This is a genomic window from Enterobacter chinensis, from assembly GCF_034008295.1.
Taxonomy (GTDB): Bacteria; Pseudomonadota; Gammaproteobacteria; order Enterobacterales; family Enterobacteriaceae; genus Enterobacter; species Enterobacter chinensis.
This window is the reverse complement of sequence record NZ_JARDVI010000001.1, coordinates 993,770-1,011,622: the sequence shown is the minus strand read 5'-3', so window position 1 is coordinate 1,011,622 and position 17,853 is coordinate 993,770. Positions and strand designations below refer to the sequence as shown.

Below are 17,853 nucleotides of genomic sequence, written 5' to 3'. Positions count from 1 at the left end.
AAACTCTTCGGGATAACGTTTACCGCTCATGGGCACCTCTCTTTAAGTCATCTTAAATGACTCCGAGGTGTCTGTTAAACCCGTGGCGATTCAAATCGCAGAGTTGAAGCCAGAGAAAGCAACGAAGAAGGAGATGGCTGTAAGCCAGTTCGTCGAGTCGAAGCCGAGTAGAAAGCGTAATTCCCGGCGATTAACAAGGCGCGAACAGGCACGTCCGAAGCGTAAACGTCGGGGTTGAACTGACGTGATGGCGGTCTTATGGCTGCCATTAGCTCATTGATTACCGGGGATAGCGATCCTGCCTTTGACCTTCTGGTTCAACTCATTGAGCCAGGTATCAAGCGCTTCCGGGGTATGTTTAATCACATGGGATGTGCGCTCACCGTTTTTAAACTGAACGCAGACATCGTGCTTTCTATCCGCCCAGTCCAGACCAACATGAGCAGCAAACTGATCTATAGCAGTCATCACCAACTCCTTTTAACCGGGGATTGGTATGCATTCCATGCTCTTCGAAAGAAATATAGCCAGCAGTGTATCTGCATGCCCTGAGTATTCGTTAGTGAACGTGGAGCACTTACTGGCTCGAAAGCAAAGCGGTAATCATCAAATCACATGATTCTGGCACAATATTTGTAACCAGTAAGCGCATACCCTGAATCACTAAAAAGTGTAACCCTCAGGGTTCGAATGACTATATCTGGCACACAGCGGCCCGTTTTAACCTCTGGGTTTGAGGGGGTATTTTTTTAAGAGCCTGTTCGATTTTCTCTACGTCCTGTTCCAATATGGCTTTCTCATCGGGTGTGAGCGGGACTTCCTCAAGGTGACGTCTGACAGAGGCTTCGCTTTCCAGTACCAGTCCGCTCGCACTCTGTGTGAGTAGATTAAAATCGCAATAGATGCAGGCCATCCGGTGCTGACAGCTGCTCCAGAAGGGATTCGTGCAGTACGAGTCGCCAAAATCATAATACGTCGCGGGGCCGTTTAGGCTGGTGGCTTCGGGATCGTGATCAATCAGCACGCTTATCATGTTAGCGCCCCTGTCTGCTTGACGAATGAGGCGGCCAGCAATGCATGGTGGACTGAGGCGTTGAATGGCTGTCACTTGTTTGAGCATCCCCTCAAGTACGATAGGTTTCAGCAGAACGGATTCGAAGAATAATGCCGTATCGAGTACTACGGCATTAGATGGCTGCTAGTACAGCCAGTCATTCAAATCAGGAAGAGGGAAAGGAGATTCAACGCGTTTATATTCAAACAAGTTGCTTCTTGCCTCATTCCAAACCCGAATGATTTCCTCCGATGCATGCACCTTCCTTAATATGTCCATAATGTGATCATAGGTGTTATGGTGTACCGGAGGCGATTTGACCATTTTGTCATTAATGGTTGTAATGAATATAGACAACATATTTTCACTCAGAATAAATTCATTATCCTTTTTATCAATTAATTCATTCTTCAGGAATTGTTGGGGGTAGATATAGTAAAACGTGTCAGGGGATTGTTTTAAAAATAAATTAATAAAATGTTTTGGAATGAACTTTTCTATTTCATTAGTATTGAAATAATTAAAAACACGATTGGCAAATTTAGCGAACTGTGGTAGCCAATTATTACGGGCGATATCTTCATTAACTCGATTGAACAAAGCTTCCCACGCGAGGGGCATATATTCTGGGTTGGAGTCAACATAAAAATAAAACAGATAGTCGAAAATTTTCTGTAATCGCCTCTCATCTGCTGCGTTGATAATCGCGCATAGCAGTTTCTCTTTATCCTTAAAGAATGTCACAACATAATCAAAAGCCATAGGCGAAATAGGACTCAACTCATCCATGATAAGCATATTTATCAACGCGTTCTGGAGCGATGGATTAATATGATAAATGCTGGATGGTGTAGAGTTAGTTGCGATCAATGCAATGGCTTCAAATAATTCAGGGTCAAGAGTTTTCATTGATTCGATTGAAAGCGCGCCATCTTCATATCCGGGCAAAATGATTTCTATAAGCTCACGGGGGATGTGTGACATTATAAGAACGCACGCAAGTATCCATCGATGATCCGGGCTTGCTTTAATTATCACTGCACTTACTGCTGCTCGTTCAGAAGTAGTCAATTGTGACCAGGCGTAAACAAGATCTTGCATAACTCTCATTCTGTCGCTAGTGCTACGCAGTGTTAAAAGGCGCTCAATCAAAGAAAGCCTTTGTGATTGCAGCGATTCTGGTATTTCAATATCCAGAAGAACGTTTGTTGCATTTAAAGCATAGCTATCCCGGTAAATCGTCTGTATTTCAAGGAATGTAATCCAGCTTGTCAGAACGTCCATCATTTCAAAAGGTGTGATTTCTTTTTGAGCTTCTTCAACAACATGAGCGAGACGTGAAAAATTCAAATGCACGGTTGCAGCAAGCGAGGAGAGTGCGATAGGTAATAATCGGGAAAAGACCTGCCATGGGGGAGTAGCTCCTGTAGCATGCTCCCGTTCAAATATCACCAGTATTTGCATGATGGAATTTGCCAGAACCGGTTGAGATACAATCCTCTCAAGTGCATTCAGAACGTAATGTTGCCTCTCTTCGGAGTAGAGATGCCATCCTTTCATAGCCGACTGAAAAACAGATTCTGCAATAGCCGGGTGTGTTTCGTTGAATATTCGCTCAAGAATTTCAATATCATTTTCCTGGTTAACTCGCATCCATAGTTTTGCCGCCAGTGCCCTTATAAACATCTCATTTATACTCAATAATTTGGACATGAGTATATGATCGAGTCTATCCCTCGACGTCTCAAGATGATGAACAATGTCATAAGCGTCTTTGGACGTTAGGATGACATCCAAACCTGATGCTATTTCACTCAGAAGAGCTTCAACGTGTTGCTTATCATATTCATGTACCCATCTCGTACTAATAATACGTTCACTGCTCATCGGGTACCACGGCTCTCCATTCTCCCACTGAAGAACCGTATGGTTGTTGTTATTAACTTTGTGAGTCCACGATGGCAACTGAGCCTGTATATCAGGACTTAAAGTCGGAGTTTGCTGAGTCAGAAAATCAAAGCAGATATCGCGTACGGAAGGATAGCTTGAATCCAGCCCATCGATTGCCAGTTGAATGATTGCATCTTTATTGGAAGCTGTGTTTGTTTGTTCATATATCCAGAAAAGGTTACTAGCGCTTGCTCTGGCGGTTGATGGCGAAAGGCAGAAAATACCTTTACGTAACGACCGTTCAAAATCTTTAAATTCACGTCTGCCGGTTTCCCCAAAGAGTGATTCAGCGGCAGACCGATAAAATGGATGTGTAAAATTCGTCCTTTCCGAGTCATCTATTTGAAGTATGTGTCTTTTCTCCAGGCGATCAAGATTATCACTATCACTTGAGGCTAACTCAGGTTCGGGATTGTAATCTGGAAAGGGAAGGACTTGATCTTTTTTGCGACTCCCTAACGAATATCCTAATGAATTACCAGATAGTCCGTAGGACCCTTCACTCTCATCATTTAAAACCCAAGCTAACTCACGATCGCTGATGCTTTCTAAATGGCTTGTAGATACCGCTAGGCCAAGTAAAAGACGTTTATACCCTTCAGCCACCAGCCCCTTAGCAAGATCACTGGATTCTTTTCGTGCAAACCGAATAATTTTTTCAGGTGAGGCGAGCGTTTCAAGCCTAGAGTATGTCATCGCAAGATAACTCAGGCATCCGGGTTCAATATTAAGGCGGCCTTGGCTGATGTATCCGGCTATTGTCTGATAAACTTCGGGAGGGACGCGGCTTTTAAACTGTGCCCAACATTTGAGTAAAAAGGAATTAGGTGTATGACTCAAATCATTCCAGTGATGTCCTGCAAGGAGCAGGTCTGAAAGGTCATTTACTCCATTGAATTCATACAGACGGTCCTGCCCCTGCGCGATAATCACTTTTCTGCCCGCGCGGGCACTGTCGATGACTCGCCTGAGCAACATCCATTTTTCATGCGGTTTGTTAGTAGCATGCGCACCACCCAGTGGATCATCGATCAAGACAAGTCGATGGCTGCTCACAGGGTCCAGTAAAAAACGCTCAGCCGCATCTGAATCATGTGTGCGTAAAACTCGATATCCTTGTTTTTGGTAAGCAGCAGCAGCCCATCTTGCCACACTGCTTTTACCCACCCGTGGTTTGCCTGAAAGCAGGAGAACATGTTGATTTTGAAGTAAGTCGAGAAAGTTATGCTCATCCCCTCGTAAGGCATATTCTTTGGGCCTGACGGACTCAACGGGGTTCTCCTGCAGCTTGGCAACAAATTCCGGCATGATGTCTTCTTGAGACGCCCGCCCTACCTTAATTACGGAGCGGAGGCCATTGATCTGCACATCAAATAAATCATCTGGAACCAAAAAATCCTTTCGCAGGATCAGCCTGCAAGCTTCAATCAGATCTGCATTAGTGATGTCATCAATGATAATGAGCCGTTTAAATGCCGCGACAAGCGATTTTTTATCAATACCCGTTATGTAGTCAGTGAGATATTTTTTTCGGCCAGATTCAAGTTTAGGCCCTTTCAACGTTCCAGCATGACCCTTTATTGCATCAATCAGCAATTCGGCATCCTTAAGCGTGAAATAAACGGTGCTATGTTCTTCGCCACGCCAGTGTCCTCTCGGTATAAACTTCTGCAGAGAATCATTCGCGCGCCCCGACATGACCATTACGGCAAAACGATGGGGATCGTTAACCAGGCGCTCCAGGAAAAATTGGGTGGACTTGTAGGCCGGGAAATGGCTGAGGCATTCTGCCAAAAGGGGGAGACCGAAATGCTCTTCTGAACCTTTTACCTGAATTTCGTAAACAATTCGCGTGCCGTCGATGTCAGCGGAAATTTCCGCATCTTCAGCTCCTTTGCCTTCAACTATGAGACTTGCCTGCCCAGATTGATAAAAGTCCAGACCAAGCTTTATACAAACCAAGTCCTGGAAATCGTATTTCGCCGGCCCTACGGTAGCAATAGACATTATTAAATCCCGTTAAAAAATGAACATTCCTGAATTGAACCGTCATGTTTGTCACATATTCAATTTGTTCTCAGACAAACAGATTTTTCAAGATCACTAGCGATGAATTATACCTGAGTTTTTTACCAGTTTTCATTGATGCGTTGATAATAAAAAATAGCTGGCTTGGGTGGGAGGGGAGTACTGAGGTCAAAGCCTAACAGGAACAGGAACCACAATGCGTGGCTGGATTTCTACCAGACGGGCATTCGACGGAGGGATCTTTGTAAAAATCTGCAGTATTTTGGGCACATCACCTTTCAACATCAAGATGTATCTGGATTTGACTGGTTCAGTGGATAACGATCATACCTTTGGCGGCCTGTTTCTTTATTGGTCGGAGAATTTGTGGTCATCATCAATCAGCGAAGCTGTGCCAGATTCAGCTGGGAAAGCTGCCACTCTTTGAAGCTATCCAGCGCGAAGTGACGGTGCTGATGGCGTGGAAATACCAGGTAATGGCCGATATAGTGAATCTCCTGGGTGGTCTCAATCAGCGGACAGACTAAGCGCCCGCTGGCAAGCTCACGTTCTGCTAATAATTTGGGTTCCAGCCCCCCCAGACCATCAACGGTAGCAGTAATGGCCATATAACTGCGGTCAAAGCGCAAACCATAATGGCATGGAGGCGATGAGAACCTTACCGCTACCTATAGCCATTCTGCGCGCTGCCTGGTTCTTTGAGAACTTCGCATGGGATTAGGCTGCCAGTAAAGGTGAGGTTAACGGTTATCTGCAGCCAGCGGATCACCCAATCCCCATGATTGCCCTAAAAGATATAGGCCAAGCTGCGGCAATTCTCATGACTCAGAACTGGGATGGTTTACGCATTGTGGAGTTAGAAGCCAAACAACGCTACTGCCAGACTGAGATCACCGCCGCACTGGCGGATGCCTTTGGCCATGATGTGAAAACGAACTATGTTCCTAGTGATGAATGGGAATCGCTTTTCAAATCACAGGGCGGGCAGAATCCGCTGCCGCGCATCCAGATGATCGACGGCTCAATGAAGAGTGGATCGACTTCGAGGGCGAACCGAATGAACAGTGGAAAGCACCAACATCCCTTAATGTGGCGATCCGCGACTTGGTTGTAAGTCGTGGTTACAAATAAGCAGGAGTAATCACTCGCTCGCAGACGGCTTCAAGCTTGCTATTGGTCATCCATTTTCGGGATTAAAGCAGGCATCTGCGGGCACTCCGTGATTTACCCCCCTTACCGGCAACCTCACAAATCCTTCGATTCCCCGGCAAGCCCGACTTAGCTAACCGCGAGAGAACTGGTATCGATCGTTAACGTCCCTGTGAAAGGATCTGGACGCTCGGATGCCTCCCAGATCAATGTCGGAGAGAGTTTCAACAGGGTGAAGCTGTGTGACCAGCCGGATGCACTGCTGATGGTGGCTTTCCAGATTGCCTTGCCATCCTGGGTTGGCTGCAGTACGCCATGCTCCTGTAGCACGTTGAAAACAGACGTGTTATTGGATGGAATACCTTCGATCCCCTGTGCTAGCAGATGGACACGTAGTTTGTTAGAGACGGTCTTGCTGACCAGCCAAAGTGTTTCCTCGGTCAGCCAACCATCCGAAGCCTAGGGCTGGTTGATTTTCAGTTCCTCCTTGAGCAGTTAACGCAGCCCGTCGAGTAGCTTGCACTGTAGAGCCTGTTTGGGGACCTTCAGGATGACGCGGTTGGGATTTCCGCCCAGTTCCTGAGCCACTGAAGCGCGATCGGCTTGGATGACGAGTTCGCCCAGCATGCCGGCGTGTTCGTATTGGCCGGCGGGCACATACAACAGCGAAGTACAGAGGACAGGGTAGCTGCTGAGCCAGTCGAGGATGTGGCCATCGAGTATTTGCCGGTAGATCAAGCCAGCGGCGGCTCCGTGCAGGCGGTATTCACGGTCATCCCGGTAGCGAAAGCGGTAGGGTTGTTTCAGCGGCCCATGCCAGGGGTGCCAGGGGTTCGATGAGCCGGGTTTTGCCCAGGTTTTGCATCGGGTGTCGGGCGTCAGTGACGGCCAGTATCTCTGTGGCATGTGCGGGCGAAGACAACAACGCAATGAGAAAGCTAGCTGCAATCGTATGCTGCCAGAGGGGAGAGGTGAGAGCAGGAGACAGCATATCGGAGCACCACGAAATTGATCATGGCGGTAGTCCACTCCAATCTACGTCAGGAAACGACAAACAATTGGGAAGCGGTGAGTTCCGGTTTTAGGGAGGTATAACCAAGAAAGGTATCAAATTGAGTTCTCCAAAACGAAATGACTTACCTCTAGGATAAGGAGTTAACCAACAAAAAATTTCTTCCGCTCATAGCTCGCAAATACGCACCTGTAGGCGATACTGCGATGAGGTGTTTTTTGGTCTCTGTCTGTCTCTGGATTTTATAAAGGTGATTGATATGAAAAAAGTTCTGACTGTTGGGCTGCGTTATGGTGGAGAGGCCATTGATGGGGTGGAGTTTGAGAACCTTGGTTTGTGTCAGGCCTCGGCTGATGCAGTGCGCTCTGCATTTCCTCTCTATGAATACGATGTGATTTTGATTAACCCGGCTAGTTTTTCACATTTCTTATTTGGTACTGAAACGGATGTTTCGGGTTCACCTCATGAGTTGCATGATTTGAAGTCTAAAGATAACAAATACGATATTGATTTAGCATTTGATCTCATAGATCGTCAGAATGAGCTGATGGCTGCTGTTCGTAAAAATGCCACTATTGTGTGGTGCTTGTCGGAACCAAAGCGGATGAATTTCTTCGGCTATAGGGAAACCCACATGGGTTATGTTTCCCCTGAAGTTAAACGCATCGTCAAACGTGGCGATCTGCTGGTCAAGAAGGGACGGCATGTGGAGAGAGTCGATCTGGACAGCCCTTTCGCCAGATACTTTGAGTCCTTATCTTCTACTGGCTGGAGCTTGTGCCTGTCGGATCTCGATCTCGAAGGATTCACATCTATCGCCGAGACTCCTGAGGGGTACAGTCTCGGAGGTCGGGTTGATGTTGGTAATCTCACTGGCTGGATTGTCACGCCACCCTCATCGCAGCATGCTGCCGATCAGCTTATTCTTGATGCTCTGAATATTGAAAAGGAGGATCTCCGTCAAGAGAAATATCACGGGATCTTCCTCAGCCACACTGGTGCGGACAAGCCTTTCGTACGGCGATTGCGCGATGCTTTGCGTGAGCATGGTGTACCGCGAGTATGGGTAGATGAGGCTGAAATTGAGATAGGTGATTCGTTGATAGCCAAAATTGAAGAAGGCATGCGTGAAACACGCTATATCGGTGTAGTGCTGTCATCCAAATCGATTAATGCGCCATGGGTGAAGAAGGAATTGGATATTGCCATCAATCGTGAAATATCGGGAGGGGAGGTTGTAGTTTTGCCGCTGCTGTACGAGCGCTGCAAGCTTCCGACTTTCTTGGAAGGTAAGTTGTACGCCGACTTCACCAGTGCCGAGCAGTATGAGGATGCCGTCGCAAAGCTACTGCGCAGACTGCGCATACGTTAGGGTGATCAACCAGATACCGGAAACGGTCTCCCGTATACCGGTGTCTAGTAGTGATTTTGCTATTTCTTTTTGCGTGAGTCGGAAAAGGTTGAGCTACTGAAACTTCCGCCAATATGTTCAATTAAAGTCTGTAATAAGTGGCCGTGATAGTACGCATAGGCATAACCGTTTTTCACATCTTTCATGTTGAAGATTAAAATTTTATTGTCGTCAGCAATTCTAGGGATGAATAAACCAAGCTCTTTCCAGTCCCTGGCAGTGTGCCGAAACCCCTCGGAGTGCTGTTCCCAAGTGTTAATACGCCCTTTAGGTTCATCTTGCTCAATCAATTCTTTAAATTTATTGAGTAAGCCTTGTGAGTTGTTGGTCCCAAAACGGATCGTCATTTATCCCTCTCCAGAGTTTTGAAGTCTGGTTATTATGTCAGATGGGGCGGGGTGGTGTTTTTTAAACGTCAGAAATCAATGACCTATGGGCAGGCTCCAGGTCTCAATTTCGTTCGTGGTTAGACGGCAAAGGCGTGATACCACGCGCATGGTCAATCGTTTCGGCCACTTTGAGTGCGGCATCCAACTCGCCAATGCCGAACTGCTGCATCAGTTGGTAGCGTTCGGCTTTTTCCTCAGGCTCGGTCTGCGCCAGAGCGAGATCGAGGCTGGGCGGCACGGCACGGAAGAGCACTTCCAGGTTCTTGGAGAGGATGACGCCTTCGGTGAACTTGCCAGACTCTTTGCGTGCGGACAGCATCAGCGCCTTCTACGCGGGTGTCAGCTCCCTGAACTTTGCGATTTTTTCCAACTCGTCGGGTGGCATCGATAGACAAATCCACCATTCGATCATGTTGAGCATGGGTTCTGCGGCCTTCGGCAGGTCGTCGATGTTTTGTGTCGCGAGCCAAAACCACGCACCCAACTTGCGCCACATTTTCGTGACCTTCACGACGTAGGGCGAGAGCAAGGGTTTTTTGGTGATGATATGGCCTTCGTTCGTCACGTTGAGGATGGGGCGGCCAGAGACTGTTCTTTGCAAATAGAGTGAGACCTATAATAGAAAGATATAATTTCGTTTTCTGGGAATGGATTGGATTCGTTAATCATAAACTCTTCTTTGTGTAGGAATCCGGCTGTACAATGCATTAATCTTTTGTATGGTACACATTTTATAGCCATAATAATGTTCTGAATTATAGGTAAATGTGACCTACCCCCCAGTATTAGATACATACCTCAGTTCGCAATATCTTGCTGTTGATCATGACTTCTTTGGCTAAGATGAGGCAGTGTAGCTATTTCCGCTCTTGGCACTAAGCAGATGTTCGTTTAGCTTGTATACTGTGCACAGAAAGTTTTGGGAAGGGCATGAAGTGAGAAGGGGGCCTGCATGGCTGGTAAAAATCAAGCCACGCTCGATAAACAAAAATTCCGAAAGCTATAAATATTTGGTATTCACCGCTTACATAAAATGTAGGTTTAAATTTAAATAAATAATATCTATATTTATCAATAATAAAATACCAATGCATCATTGTTTACGAAACATCAACACTGTTATCTTTACTGCCTACCCATCCATCAAGTTTATCTGCCCATTCCTGCATCATCGCTTTCCGCTCATCAATGTAAGTGGCATGGTTGTACGTGCGGCGAACATTGTTGGTATCAGCGTGCGCGAGCTGAGCTTCAATAGCATCAGGTCGATAGCCCATCTCGTTTAAACGGGTACTTCCTGTAGTTCTGGTTGCATGTGGGCTATAAGTACCGCTCCAGCCGAGGCTTTTAAGTAGTTGACGCAGAGAGTGTGATGTCATTGGACCTAGCGGATTATCCCTCCCCGGAAAAAGGTGCTGCCTATGCCCGGTTAAACCATGTAGTGTTCTGAGCATTTTGACGGCTTGAAAGGGTAGGGGAATAACGTGTTCTCTTCGGGCTTTCATTCGCGCTGACGGAATGGTCCACAGGGCGTTATCAAGATCGAATTCTGTCCATTCTGCTTCGGTGGTTTCTGCAGGTTGCGCCAATGTCCACCACATCAGCCACATGCAATAGTTAACCTGGTACGAGCCACGACTATTGTCAAAACAGCTTAATAACTTCCCGATTTGCTGAGGATTCAGTGCCTGTTTGTGCTGTGTCTTATTAGCCGGAAGGGCCTTGCGCACAGGCCATACCGGATCGCTATCTGCTCTAAGCGTCGCGACTGCCAACTCGAAAATTGATGAAACGGTGCGACGGGCTTCTGCGGCAACTGTCGGTGCTCCTCGTTTGGCCGTTTCCTGAAGAATTTTAAGGATATGGTGTGGGGTGATCTCTCTGACTGGGAGCTTACCTATTGCGGGAAAAACAACACGTTCAAGCATATCCAGTCGGCGTGCTTTGGTAATTTCGGCCCAGTCTTTCATCTGCAACCACTCTTTGGCAATCAGCTCAAAGGTGTTAGATACGTCATTGACCTTGCGGATCTTATCTAATTGACGAGCCTGTGTCGGGCTAACTCCATCTGCGACTTGCTTACGCGCTTGCTCGCATTTCTCGCGAGCTTCGGCAAGTTTGACCATCGGATACTCACCCAGCGCAAACATGCTGGATTTACCGTTGAGTTTAAACCGATAGCGCCATGCCTTTTTGCCATTGGGTTTCACTTCCAGGTAGAGACCGTTGAAGTCATTGAGACGATAGAGTTTTTCTTTCGGCTTGGCTGTGCGGCATTGCGTATCAGTGAGCAAAGTGGGCCCTTGTCTATTTCTTATATCGTTATTGTACTCACCTATAATGATAATGGAAACGAATTGTACTCATCTATGTACTCATTTTAGACTGCGCTTTCATGAGTTCACATGAGACAAAATGGAATAAAAAATCCACGCAATTGCGTGGATTTTAAAGGTTTTTATGGTCTGCGTGAGATGTTCTGACACCTCATGAGACAAAAAATTTTATTTAGACGTTAAACAGGAAGTTCATTACGTCGCCATCTTTAACGATATAATCTTTCCCTTCCGCACGCATCTTGCCTGCTTCTTTCGCGCCTTGCTCACCCTTGTAGGTGATGAAGTCTTCAAACGCGATGGTCTGCGCACGAATAAAGCCTTTCTCGAAGTCGGTGTGGATTTTACCAGCCGCCTGAGGTGCAGTTGCGCCTACAGGGATGGTCCACGCACGCACTTCTTTCACGCCAGCGGTGAAGTAGGTCTGCAGGTTCAGCAGCTCATAGCCTGCGCGGATCACGCGGTTCAGGCCCGGCTCTTCCAGACCCAGCTCGGCCATGAACTCTTCACGGTCGGCATCGTCCAGCTCGGCGATATCAGATTCAACGGCAGCGCACACGGCAACAACCACAGAACCTTCAGCCGCTGCGATTTCACGCACTTTGTCGAGGTACGGGTTGTTCTCGAAACCGTCTTCATTGACGTTGGCGATGTACATGGTTGGCTTCAGGGTCAGGAAGCTCAGGTATTTGATTGCCGCTTTGTCTTCTTCAGTCAGGTTTTTCAGCGCGCGCAGCATGCCCGCGTTTTCCAGCTGTGGCAGACATTTTTCCAGCGCAGCCAGTTCCGCTTTCGCGTCTTTGTCGCCGCCTTTGGCTTTCTTCTGCACGCGGTGAATAGCGCGTTCGCAGGTGTCAAGGTCAGAGAGCGCCAGCTCGGTGTTGATGACGTCGATGTCGTCGGCCGGATCCACTTTGTTGTTTACGTGGATGATGTTGTCGTTCTCGAAGCAGCGCACAACGTGACCGATCGCTTCGGTTTCACGAATGTTGGTCAGGAACTGGTTGCCCAGACCTTCACCTTTCGATGCGCCTTTTACCAGGCCCGCGATGTCCACGAACTCCATGGTGGTTGGCAGAATACGCTGCGGCTTCACGATTTCCGCGAGCTGGTCCAGACGCGGGTCAGGCATTGGAACAACGCCGGTATTAGGTTCGATGGTACAGAACGGGAAGTTCGCCGCTTCGATACCCGCTTTGGTAAGCGCGTTAAACAGGGTGGATTTGCCCACGTTTGGCAGACCGACGATACCGCATTTGAATCCCATTTCTAAATCACCTTAATATCTTGATAATCAATCCGTTAACGATAACCGACTGATGAAAAGTAAATAACTACGCCTATTATACACGTAACCCGCATGACGCGCGGTAAAAAAGCCGTATCGGGTGGATTATTGCGCTTTGAAATCGTGCAAGCGGTTTGTCGCCTTGGTTAACCCATCTTTCAGCCAGATTTCGGTGCAGCGCGCCGCTTCGTCTACCGCCTCGTCAATCAGTTTCTGCTCAGAAACCGGGGGTTTACCCAGAACAAAACCGACAACTTTGTTTTTATCGCCCGGATGGCCGATTCCTACGCGCAAACGGTGAAAATTCGGGTTATTGCCCAGCTTGCTGATGATGTCTTTAAGACCGTTGTGGCCGCCGTGCCCGCCGCCCAGTTTGAATTTTGCCACGCCAGGCGGGAGATCCAGCTCATCGTGGGCCACCAGAATTTCATCCGGATTAATGCGATAAAACGTCGCCATCGCCGCCACCGCTTTACCGCTCAGGTTCATAAACGTGGTGGGCACCAGTAAGCGAACATCCGCGCCTGCAAGGTTGATACGTGAGGTATACCCGAAGAATTTAGGTTCTTCACGCAGAGGAGCACGTAACCGCTCGGCCAGCAGATCGACGTACCATGCCCCGGCGTTGTGGCGGGTGGCCGCATACTCTGCGCCAGGGTTGGCGAGGCCGACAATCAGTTTAATCGTCACGATTTAATTCCTAATGGGTTCCAGATCTGGCGCGTAGTTTACTGTCTGGCGCGCCGCTTGACAAAATTCTGCGATCTTCGCAGTGAAATACGAATAATTTCTTATTTGAACAATTAGAATTTCAAGCTGTTCAAAGTCTTATTTGTAAACTTTTGTTTGGGAGTTATCTGTAATTGTGATCATTCACGCAACTCATAAAAGGGGCGTTGTCTATACTTTACACACAAGGATTAGGGGCTTTTCCCCTGACAACCCAAAGTTCCGGAGGTGACACATGAAACGCAAAAACGCTTCGTTACTCGGTAACGTGCTCATGGGGTTAGGGCTGTTCGTGATGGTAGCCGGCGTGGGTTATTCAATTTTAAACCAGTTGCCGCAGCTTGATCTCCCGCAATACTTCGCACATGGCGCGATATTAAGCATCTTCATTGGGGCGGTGCTGTGGCTCGCCGGGGCGCGCGTCAGCGGCCATGAGGAAGTGTGTGACAAATACTGGTGGGTGCGCCACTACGATAAACGTTGTCGTCGCGACCAGCATAAGCACAGCTAGTGCTGCGATATCGAACACCGAAACGGCTCCCGAGGGAGTCGTTTTTTTTTGCATCAAGGGTTGACCCTCACGTAACGTAAGGCTCCAGAGTGACGGCACTGGCAAAGAAAAGGAGCAGTTATGTTGATTCAGGTGGGTGAGCTGGCAAAACGGGCCGGGATCACCGTGCGAACATTGCATCACTATGAGCAAACAGGGTTGTTGCTGCCTTCTGCCAGAAGCGCGGCAGGTTACCGGCTTTACAACCTGGCGGATGTTCAGCGTCTGCACATGATCCAGGCGCTGGCAAAAGCGGGGCTGGAACTTGCTGAAATCAGGGATTTTCTGGAGCAGGAGTCGCTGCCGTTAACGGAACTCCTCGATGCGCAAATCAGCCTGCTGGATAAACAGCTGCGCAGCATAAACACGCTGCGCGACCGGCTGATGGACTTACGCACCGGGCTTGCCGCCGATGAGACTCCCGATCTGGAATCCTGGCTACAGACTCTGGAGTTGATGAATATGTACGATCGCTGGTTTAGCAAAGAAGAGTTACAGCAGCTGCCGTTTGCGGTGCAGAAGGATGCGCTGGCGGCTATCTGGTCAGGTCTGGTTGTGGAGGCCAGCAAGCTGCTGGAACAACACATACCCGTGACGGACGCCCGGGCGATGGACCTGGCAACGCGCTGGATGGAACGCCTGGAGCAGGACACGGCGGGTAAGCCGGAGTTTCTCACCCGGCTGAACGAAATGCACAGCGTTGAGCCACAGATGCAGGTACAGACCGGCATCACGCCGGAGATGACCGATTACATTACGCGGGCGTTTGCTGAATCGAAGCTTATTATCTGGGAGAAATATCTCTCTGCCGAAGAGATGGCTTTTACCCGGAAACACTACTTTGACCGCATGATGGAGTGGCCGCCGCTGGTGGCAAAAGTGCACCAGGCGCAGCGGGAACATCTCGACCCCGCCTCTGAAGAGGCGCAAGAGCTTGCCGAAAACTGGCTGGCGTTGTTCCAGTCGTACGCGGGTACGAACCCGGAGACCCAGCAAAAGTTTCGCGTGGCCATGCAGCAGGAGCCTCATCTGATGAAGGGAACATGGATGACGCCTGCCGTGCTTGGGTGGCTCCAGCAGGCTATCGGAGTGATGATGCAGAGACGTTTCTCTGCATCAGGTGGCTCACAGGTCCGCTAACGCGGCATCCCGGTTAGGGTAGAAGGAGAGTCGGCCAGGGATGGGCTGCACGCCTGCGCGCGCCATGGTGCGCAGGGGCTGGAACTCCAGGTTACTCACCCGCAGCTCGCAGCCTTCCGGCAGACGTTTCACGAAGCGCTGGAAGGCATCCAGCCCGCCGGCGTCCAGCACCGGTACGGCATCCCATTTCAGTACCACAATCCGTTTGCCCGCGATGCGGGACTCCAGATCGCTGAACAGGCCTTCCGCCGCGGCGAAGAACAGCGGGCCAATTACGCGCAGCACCAGCACGTCGTCAGGCACCTCCACGTTAACAGGGGAGAGGCGCGTCATCTGCGCAATGCGTCGCATAAACAGCAGGGAAGCCAGCACGATCCCGACGCTGATGGCGATGACCATATCGAACAGCACGGTCAGCGACATACAGATCGGCATCACGATGATGTCGTCTTTCGGGGCGCGGCGCAGCAAGCTCACTACCTTATGCGCCTCGCTCATGTTCCAGGCCACCATCAGCAGCAGGGCGGCCATGGCGGAGAGCGGCAACCAGGAGAGCAGCGGAGCGAGGATCAGCAGGGCGAGGATCACCAGCACGGAGTGGATAACCGCAGAAACCGGTGAGGTTGCCCCGGCGCGCACGTTCGCTGCAGAACGGGCGATAGCCGCCGTTGCCGTAATACCGCCAAAGAACGGTGCGATGAGGTTACCTAAGCCCTGGCCGACCAGCTCGCCGTTGGCTTTATGTTTGGTGCCGGTCATGCCGTCAAGCACCACGGCGCAGAGCAGGGATTCAATCGCCCCCAACATTGCCATAGAGAACGCGGCAGGAAGCAGAGCGCGCAGGGAGTCCCAGCTTAGGGTAAAGCTGGAGCCGGGCATGTCCCACGGCAGCACCAGCTGCGGTAACAGTTGCGGAATGCCGCTGCCCTGTGAACCGTCCGCCAGAACATAGTGGAACTGCGAGCCGATAGTCGCGACATGACCACCAAACATATTCACGATAGCCATCACCGCGCAGCCCAGCAGTAGCGCGGGAAGATGGCCCGGTAGACGAATGCCCAGACGAGGCCAGACGATCAGCGTACCCAGCGTCACAATTCCGATGGCGGCGTCGCCCAGGTTTGCAGTCGGCAACGCCATAAACAGCGCGCCCACTTTTTGCAGATAGTGTTCAGGGACGTGAGCCATTTGCAGGCCGAGGAAATCCTTGATTTGCATCGTCCCGATGGTGATACCGATCCCGGAGGTGAACCCCAGCGTGACGGAAAGGGGTATGTACTCGATCAGGCGGCCAAAACGGGCCAGGCCAAACAAAATTAAAAAGACCCCGGACATCAGGGTGGCGACCAGCAGGCCCGCCAGCCCAAACTGTTGCGAAACGGGGTAGAGGATCACCACAAAAGCGGCGGTCGGGCCGGAGACGCTAAAGCGTGAACCGCCGGTCAGGGCGATGACTATCCCGGCGACAGCCGAGGTGTACAGACCGTACTGCGGCGCAACGCCGCTGCCAATCGCCAGCGCCATTGCCAGCGGGATGGCGATAATGCCGACGGTGATCCCGGCAATCAGGTCACGTACAAAGCGTGATGAGGTGTATTTCTCTTTCCAGCAGGCGTCGATGAGGGCGCGAAAGGGCAGAACATGTGAGGAGGTTACGTTTTTCACAATTATCTATCATCCGTATGCGCATCATCTGTCATATCAATGGCAGGTGAAGGAGGCATTAATCATACAAATAAAACCCAGAGACAAAAAAACCCGCCGCAGCGGGTTTTTTGGCCGTATTCGATTAGTGTTCGAACATTGCAGAGATGGATTCTTCGTTGCTGATACGACGAATCGCTTCGGCCAGCATCCCGGACAGAGTCAGAGTACGAACGTTTGGCAGTGCCTTGATCTCGTCGCTCAGTGGGATGGTATCGCACACCACAACTTCGTCAATAACGGAGTTGCGCAGGTTGTTTACCGCATTGCCGGAGAAGATCGGGTGGGTCGCGTAAGCGAACACGCGCTTGGCACCACGCTCTTTCAGCGCTTCAGCGGCTTTACACAGCGTACCACCGGTATCGATCATGTCGTCAACCAGCACGCAGTCACGGCCAGCAACGTCACCGATGATGTGCATCACCTGAGAAACGTTAGCGCGCGGACGACGTTTGTCGATGATCGCCATGTCGGTATCGTTCAGCAGCTTAGCAATAGCACGAGCACGTACCACGCCACCGATGTCCGGAGAAACCACGATTGGGTTGTCCAGGTTCAGCTGCAGCATGTCTTCCAGCAGGATTGGGCTGCCGAATACGTTATCAACCGGAACGTCGAAGAAGCCCTGGATCTGCTCTGCATGCAGGTCAACGGTCAGAACGCGGTCAACGCCGACGCTGGACAGGAAGTCAGCGACAACTTTAGCGGTGATTGGCACACGCGCGGAACGAACGCGACGGTCCTGACGGGCATAGCCGAAGTAAGGAATAACAGCAGTGATACGGCCTGCTGAAGCACGACGCAGGGCGTCGACCATAACAACCAGTTCCATCAGGTTGTCGTTTGTTGGAGCACAGGTGGACTGGATGATGAAAATATCACCACCGCGTACATTTTCGTTGATTTGTACGCTGACTTCGCCGTCGCTAAAGCGACCTACGGCGGCGTCGCCGAGGGAAGTGTACAGGCGGTTGGCAATACGTTGTGCTAGTTCCGGGGTGGCGTTACCAGCAAAAAGCTTCATATCAGGCACGAGAAGAACCTCAGGCATGCGTCCAGTGGTGGATAGCGTTCGCCGCAAACTGTGCGGGCCAGGCAAATGCTATCCAGGCG

The 17,853-nt window shown here is 49.9% G+C and carries 12 protein-coding genes and 3 pseudogenes; 4 read left to right on the top strand and 11 right to left on the bottom strand.

The window, feature by feature from the left end:
- Positions 1-288: 288 nt before the first annotated feature.
- From PYW49_RS04910 to PYW49_RS04900, 3 genes and pseudogenes are all read right to left on the bottom strand, one after another.
- Positions 289-468: pseudogene (locus tag PYW49_RS04910) on the bottom strand (IS110 family transposase); the annotation flags it as partial.
- Between the two features lie 730 nt (positions 469-1,198).
- The gene (locus PYW49_RS04905) at positions 1,199-5,011 is read right to left on the bottom strand and encodes an nSTAND3 domain-containing NTPase (RefSeq protein ID WP_320385829.1); all 3,813 of its coding nucleotides are present in this window, start codon (positions 5,009-5,011) and stop codon (positions 1,199-1,201) included.
- A 401-nt stretch (positions 5,012-5,412) separates the two neighbouring features.
- Positions 5,413-5,640, bottom strand: coding sequence for a type 2 periplasmic-binding domain-containing protein (locus PYW49_RS04900; protein ID WP_320385828.1), 228 nt, complete (start codon positions 5,638-5,640; stop codon positions 5,413-5,415).
- Between the two features lie 212 nt (positions 5,641-5,852).
- Between PYW49_RS04900 and PYW49_RS04895 the strand changes: the two genes are divergently transcribed.
- Entirely contained in the window at positions 5,853-6,146 is a 294-nt protein-coding gene (locus tag PYW49_RS04895) for a hypothetical protein (protein ID WP_320385827.1), read from the top strand.
- A gap of 164 nt (positions 6,147-6,310) precedes the next feature.
- Here PYW49_RS04895 and PYW49_RS04890 read toward each other — a convergent pair.
- Positions 6,311-7,087: pseudogene (locus tag PYW49_RS04890) on the bottom strand (TraI domain-containing protein).
- Between the two features lie 365 nt (positions 7,088-7,452).
- On the opposite strand from PYW49_RS04890, the gene PYW49_RS04885 reads away from it, so the two are divergent.
- The gene (locus tag PYW49_RS04885; protein WP_320385826.1) at positions 7,453-8,565 is read left to right on the top strand and encodes a toll/interleukin-1 receptor domain-containing protein; all 1,113 of its coding nucleotides are present in this window, start codon (positions 7,453-7,455) and stop codon (positions 8,563-8,565) included.
- Positions 8,566-8,624: 59 nt separating this feature from the next.
- Here the strand turns inward: PYW49_RS04885 and PYW49_RS04880 are convergent, their stop codons facing one another.
- The 5 genes and pseudogenes from PYW49_RS04880 to pth all read right to left on the bottom strand — a co-directional run bounded on the left by PYW49_RS04880 (position 8,625) and on the right by pth (position 13,307).
- A complete protein-coding gene (locus PYW49_RS04880) occupies positions 8,625-8,951 on the bottom strand; it encodes a hypothetical protein (RefSeq protein WP_320385825.1) in 327 nt (108 codons plus the stop codon).
- Between the two features lie 103 nt (positions 8,952-9,054).
- Positions 9,055-9,573, bottom strand: a pseudogene (locus tag PYW49_RS04875) (conjugative transfer ATPase); the annotation flags it as partial.
- 520 nt (positions 9,574-10,093) lie between these two features.
- Positions 10,094-11,287: a tyrosine-type recombinase/integrase gene (locus PYW49_RS04870; RefSeq protein WP_320385824.1), complete on the bottom strand. Its 1,194-nt coding sequence runs from the start codon at positions 11,285-11,287 to the stop codon at positions 10,094-10,096.
- A gap of 214 nt (positions 11,288-11,501) precedes the next feature.
- Positions 11,502-12,596 (bottom strand): redox-regulated ATPase YchF, encoded by a 1,095-nt coding sequence (ychF, locus tag PYW49_RS04865; protein WP_010432886.1) that lies wholly within the window; start codon positions 12,594-12,596, stop codon positions 11,502-11,504.
- A 126-nt stretch (positions 12,597-12,722) separates the two neighbouring features.
- On the bottom strand, positions 12,723-13,307 hold the full coding sequence (gene pth / locus PYW49_RS04860; protein WP_320385823.1) for an aminoacyl-tRNA hydrolase: 585 nt from the start codon (positions 13,305-13,307) through the stop codon (positions 12,723-12,725).
- A gap of 274 nt (positions 13,308-13,581) precedes the next feature.
- On the opposite strand from pth, the gene ychH reads away from it, so the two are divergent.
- Both ychH and PYW49_RS04850 read left to right on the top strand, forming a co-directional pair.
- Positions 13,582-13,857: a stress-induced protein YchH gene (ychH, locus tag PYW49_RS04855; RefSeq protein ID WP_024907062.1), complete on the top strand. Its 276-nt coding sequence runs from the start codon at positions 13,582-13,584 to the stop codon at positions 13,855-13,857.
- A 120-nt stretch (positions 13,858-13,977) separates the two neighbouring features.
- A complete protein-coding gene (locus PYW49_RS04850) occupies positions 13,978-15,036 on the top strand; it encodes a MerR family transcriptional regulator (protein ID WP_320385822.1) in 1,059 nt (352 codons plus the stop codon).
- Here PYW49_RS04850 and dauA read toward each other — a convergent pair.
- Both dauA and prs read right to left on the bottom strand, forming a co-directional pair.
- On the bottom strand, positions 15,022-16,701 hold the full coding sequence (gene dauA, locus PYW49_RS04845) for a C4-dicarboxylic acid transporter DauA (RefSeq protein WP_320385821.1): 1,680 nt from the start codon (positions 16,699-16,701) through the stop codon (positions 15,022-15,024). The genes PYW49_RS04850 and dauA overlap by 15 nt on opposite strands.
- Positions 16,702-16,825: 124 nt before the next feature.
- The gene (gene prs, locus PYW49_RS04840; protein ID WP_003856663.1) at positions 16,826-17,773 is read right to left on the bottom strand and encodes a ribose-phosphate diphosphokinase; all 948 of its coding nucleotides are present in this window, start codon (positions 17,771-17,773) and stop codon (positions 16,826-16,828) included.
- Between the last annotated feature and the right edge of the window lie 80 nt (positions 17,774-17,853).

Bases quoted from the DNA above. Each gene is read 5' to 3' on its own strand.
- PYW49_RS04880 (WP_320385825.1), bottom strand. From the start codon at position 8,951: ATGACGATCCGTTTTGGGACCAACAACTCACAAGGCTTACTCAATAAA.
- PYW49_RS04885 (WP_320385826.1), top strand. From the start codon at position 7,453: ATGAAAAAAGTTCTGACTGTTGGGCTGCGTTATGGTGGAGAGGCCATT.
- PYW49_RS04850 (WP_320385822.1), top strand. From the start codon at position 13,978: ATGTTGATTCAGGTGGGTGAGCTGGCAAAACGGGCCGGGATCACCGTG.
- PYW49_RS04905 (WP_320385829.1), bottom strand. From the start codon at position 5,011: ATGTCTATTGCTACCGTAGGGCCGGCGAAATACGATTTCCAGGACTTG.
- PYW49_RS04900 (WP_320385828.1), bottom strand. From the start codon at position 5,640: ATGGCCATTACTGCTACCGTTGATGGTCTGGGGGGGCTGGAACCCAAA.
- ychF (WP_010432886.1), bottom strand. From the start codon at position 12,596: ATGGGATTCAAATGCGGTATCGTCGGTCTGCCAAACGTGGGCAAATCC.
- ychH (WP_024907062.1), top strand. From the start codon at position 13,582: ATGAAACGCAAAAACGCTTCGTTACTCGGTAACGTGCTCATGGGGTTA.
- PYW49_RS04895 (WP_320385827.1), top strand. From the start codon at position 5,853: ATGACTCAGAACTGGGATGGTTTACGCATTGTGGAGTTAGAAGCCAAA.